Annotated in this window: 4 protein-coding genes; 3 read left to right on the plus strand and 1 reads right to left on the minus strand. The window is 71.5% G+C overall.

Annotated features, from left to right (window positions below; genetic code table 11):
- On the plus strand, positions 1 to 927 hold a 927-nt coding region (locus AB0J09_RS57035; protein ID WP_360711167.1), incomplete at its 5' end, for a lytic murein transglycosylase.
- Here the strand turns inward: AB0J09_RS57035 and AB0J09_RS57040 are convergent.
- Positions 918 to 1,868: a ferrochelatase gene (locus AB0J09_RS57040; RefSeq protein WP_360711170.1), complete on the minus strand. Its 951-nt coding sequence runs from the start codon at positions 1,866 to 1,868 to the stop codon at positions 918 to 920. The two genes, AB0J09_RS57035 and AB0J09_RS57040, sit on opposite strands and share 10 nt — an antisense overlap.
- A gap of 173 nt (positions 1,869 to 2,041) precedes the next feature.
- Here AB0J09_RS57040 and AB0J09_RS57045 point away from each other — a divergent pair, with 173 nt between their 5' ends.
- Together AB0J09_RS57045 and AB0J09_RS57050 are read left to right on the plus strand one after the other, a co-directional pair.
- Entirely contained in the window at positions 2,042 to 4,018 is a 1,977-nt protein-coding gene (locus AB0J09_RS57045) for a S9 family peptidase (protein ID WP_360711172.1), read from the plus strand.
- On the plus strand, positions 4,018 to 4,565 hold a 548-nt coding region (locus tag AB0J09_RS57050; RefSeq protein WP_360711175.1), incomplete at its 3' end, for an inositol monophosphatase family protein. The genes AB0J09_RS57045 and AB0J09_RS57050, both read left to right, overlap by 1 nt.

Genomic DNA, 4,565 nt, shown 5'->3' on the forward strand with positions numbered 1-4,565 from the left:
GTGCTGGCCATCGCCGCGGGCACCGTGGCCAAGAAGACCAGGTTCGCCCTCGGCGCGCTCACGCACGTGCAGAAGGTGATCGTGGTGGACGCGGGCGCGGTCAAGGTGTCGGGCACCGCGCTCAACCTGCTGGCCGTCGATCCCGCCGACTTCCGCTCCTGGACGCCGCAGCCGGTCGCCGACCAGCCCGCCGTGTGGAGCGCGCTGGCCAGGGGAGAACTGGTGGCCGACGCGGGCTCGATGCGCAAATTCGGGATGATCCTGGGCGCCGTGTACCAGGTGGACGGCGGGCCCAGGCTGCGGGTCGCGGCCTCGGCCACGCTCGGGCTCACGGGCGTGGACGGGCTGGTCAGCGCGGACCTGGGCAGGGCACTGGGGTTTGTGCCGGGGGTCGCGGTGCTGCTGCACGGCAAAGCCGGCAAGATCAGCGAGGCGGGGGTGCGCAAGCTGCTCGGCAAGGGCTCGCAGGTCGTCATGCTGGACGCGGCGCACCGTACTACCACCCCCAAGCAGCAGCAGAAGCCGCAGACCACAGTGAACGTGGGCCGCCCCGGCAGCTACCTGGACCTGTACAAGGCCGCGGCCACCCGCTGCCCGGGGCTGTCGTGGACGGTGCTGGCGGCCATCGGCCAGGTGGAGAGCAGCCACGGGCGCAACAACGGCCCGTCCAGCGCGGGCGCGCTCGGGCCCATGCAGTTCATGCCCGCGACGTGGAAGCACTACGGCGTGGACGGCGACGGCGACGGCAAGACGGACATCTGGAGCCCGTACGACGCGGTGCCGGGCGCGGCCAACTACCTGTGCGCCAACGGCGCGGGCCAAGGCGGCGAGAAGTTACGCAAGGCGATCTGGTTCTACAACCACTCGTGGGACTACGTGAACAAGGTCATGGGCATCGCCGAGGGGTACGCGCGGACCTACGCCTGAGGACGTCTGCGGGGCGCAGGGCAGCACGTCAGCGCGCACGGGACGGGCTCCGGCTCGTCCATCAGCTCGCGCACCATCTGGACGAAGCGTGGGTGCGTGCCCGCCGTCGCCGCCCGCTCCAAGGGCAGTCCCAGCTCGGCGGCCACCTGCCTGGCCTCGGTGTCGAGGTCGTAGACGACCTCCATGTGGTCGGAGACGAACCCGATCGGCACCAGCACGACCGAGCGGGCGTCCGTCTTGCGCAGGAAGTCGCAGACGTCCGGCTCCAGCCACGGCACTTGCGGCGGGCCGCTGCGTGACTGCCAGACCAGGTCCCACGGCTCGGTGCGGCCGAGCGCCTGGCTGACCAGCTCGGCGCTCCCGCGGAGCTGCCTCTCGTACAGGCCGCCCGACGGCCCGGCGGTCTCGGCCATGGAGACGGGGATGCTGTGGGCGGTGAACACCAGCCGGGCGTCGTCGCGGCCGAGCCGCTCCAGCGCCGCCCGCGTGTGGTCGGCCATTGCGGCCACGAACCCCGGGTGGTCGCCGAAGTGCCGCATCTTGACCAGCTCGGGGCCGCCGTCGACGGAGATCCTGGCGATGTCCTCGTAGTACTGACGGCAGCTCGAGTAGCCCGCGAACGCCGACGTCGCGAACACGGCCGCCTTCCTGATCCCGTCGTCCTTCATCCGGCGCACGGTGTCCTCGCCGAACGGGTGCCAGTTGCGGTTGCCCCAGTAGACCGGCACGCCCGCCAGGGGGCGCAGCGCCTCGACCAGCTCGCGATTCTGCTGGTTGATCGGGCTGACCCCGCCGAAGCCCTGGTAGTGCTCGGCCACCTCGAGCAGCCGCTCCCGCGGCACGCCCCGGCCGCGCACCACGTTCTCCAGGAACGGGATCACGTCGTCGGGACCCTCGGGCCCGCCGAACGACAGGACGAGCAACGCGTCGTAACTTCCCACGTGACAACTCTATTCGCGCGAGGGCGCGCCGCCGCCTGGACTGAGGAGCGCAGGGAGCGTAGCGACCGGAGTGACGAGGGAAGGCGGCGGCTCCCCAGCGACCGAGCCGCCTCCACGGAGTGGAGGCCATGGGCACGTGCGGGCGGTCCTTGTGGCGCGGTAGGTTCGATTGAGTGAGCGCATTCAATGACATACGCGACTATGTGGCCATCCCCCGTGTTCTCTCGCTGAGCCTCTCGCCCGACGGCTCCAGGCTGATCTCGACGGTCCAGTCACTCAACCCCGACGGCAAGTCCTTCGGCACCGCGCTCTGGGCGATCCCGGTCGACGGCGAGCCGTACCGGCTGACCCGCTCCGCGAAGGGCGAGTCCGCCGCGGTCTTCACGGACGCCGGCGACGTGCTGTTCACCTCCGCCCGCCCCGACCCCACCGTCAAGGACGCCACCGACGAGGTGCCCTCGCTCTGGCTGCTGCCCCGTGCGGGCGGTGAGGCCCGCCAGGTGGCCACTCGCCCGGGCGGGATCGGCGCGGTCCGTACGGTCGGCGACATCGTCGTGTTCTCCGCTGATGTGCTCGACGGCGAGGAGGCCGCCGAGGAGGGCAAGCGCAAGGCCCGCAAGGACGCCGGGATCAGCGCCGTCCTGCACGAGGGCTACCCGGTCCGCTACTGGGACCACGACCTCGGCCCGGGCCGCACCAGGCTGTTCGCCGCCAGGCTCGGCGCCGACCGCCTGGAGGACGTGCGCGACCTCACCCCCGACGCGGGCGAGGCGCTGCGCGACGCCGCGTTCGAGCTGACCCCGGACGGCACCACGGTCATCACGACCTGGCGCACCTACCTGCCGAAGGGTGAGCACCGCACCGACCTGGTGGCCGTCGACGTGGCCTCGGGCGAGCGGCGCACCGTGCTCTCCGAGGACCGTTACGACTACACCCAGCCCATCGCGATCTCGCCCGACGGCGCCAAGATCGCCTGCTCGCGCGAGCGGTTCACCGGGCTGGACGTCTCGGTGCGCATGGAGCTGTGGATCGCCGACCTCGCCACCGGCGAGGGCCGCGCGTACGCGCCCGATCTGTTCCCCGCGGACATCGAGTGGGCTCCGGACTCCTCGGCCGTCTACATCGTGGCCGACCACCAGGGTCGCCGCCCGATCTTCCGCGTTCCTGTGGACGGTGAGGCGACCAGGCTCACCCAGGACGACGCCGCCTACGCCGGGCTCAACGTCTCCTCCGACGGCAACGTCGTCTACGCCCTGCGCAGCGCCGTCGACCTCGCGCCCGGCCCGGCCAGGATCGACGTCGCCACCGGCGAGATCACCGACCTGCCCTCGCCCGCGCCGCGCCCCGAGGTGCCCGGCACGCTGACCGAGATCTCCGCCACCGCCGACGACGGCGCCACGATCCGCGGCTGGCTCGCGCTGCCCGAGGGCGCCTCCGCCGACGAGCCCGCGCCGTTCCTGCTGTGGATCCACGGCGGCCCTGTGGCGTCGTGGAACGACTGGCAGTGGCGCTGGCAGGTGTGGCTCATGACCCAGCGCGGGTACGCCGTACTCATGCCGGACCCGTGCCTGTCCACCGGCTACGGACAGGAGATGATCGACCGCGGCTGGGGCAACTGGGGCCCGCGCACCCAGGCCGACCTCGACGCGATCGTCGACGTGGCCCTGGCCAGGGACGACATCGACAGCGAGCGCATCGGCGCGATGGGCGGCTCGTACGGCGGCTACATGGCCAACTGGCTCGCCGGCCACAGCGACCGCTACAAGGCCATCGTCACCCACGCGTCCCTGTGGAACCTCGACCAGTTCGCCGGCACCACCGACGCCTCCATGTACTGGCAGCGCGAGTTCGGCGAGCCCGGCTCCGAGCGGTACACGCTCCTGTCGCCGCACCACTCCCTCGGCAAGATCACCACCCCGCTGCTCGTCATCCACGGCGACAAGGACTACCGCGTGCCGATCGGCGAGGCCCTGCGGCTCTGGTGGGACCTGCAGCGCACGGAGGTCGAGTCGAAGTTCCTGTACTTCCCCGACGAGAACCACTGGATCCTCAAGCCGGGCAACGCCGTCGCCTGGTACGAGACCGTGTTCGCGTTCCTCGCCCAGCACGTGCTCGGGCAGGAATGGAAGCGCCCGGACTCGGTGGCCTGATGACGGATTTCCTGCGACTGGCCGAGGACATCGCACGCGAGGCGGGCGACATGCTGCTCGCCAAGCGGCCCACGATGTCCGAGGAGGTCGAGACCAAGTCCAGCCCCACCGACGTGGTCACGGCGCTTGACACGGCCTCGGAGGAGCTCATCCGCGAGCGCATCCTGGCCGCCAGGCCCGATGACAGGATCCTCGGCGAGGAAGGCGGGGAGGAGCCCGGCGAATCGGACGTGCGCTGGGTCGTCGACCCGATCGACGGCACCGTCAACTTCCTGTACGGCCTGCCCGACTGGGCGGTGTCGATAGCTGTCGAGGTGAACGGCCGGGTCGTGGCCGGTGTCGTCAACGTGCCGGCGCGCGGCGAGATCTACACGGCCGCGCTCGGCGAGGGCTCCTGGCTCGGCGCGGAGCGGCTGCGCTGCAACACGGGCGTGCCGCTCGCGCAGGCGCTGGTGGCGACCGGGTTCGGTTACTCGGTGGCCAAGCGCACGGTCCAGGGCCAGGTGGTGGCGGAGGTGCTGCCCCGGGTGCGCGACATCAGGCGCGG

The organism is Nonomuraea sp. NPDC049784, from assembly GCF_040659615.1.
Taxonomy (GTDB): Bacteria; Actinomycetota; Actinomycetes; order Streptosporangiales; family Streptosporangiaceae; genus Nonomuraea.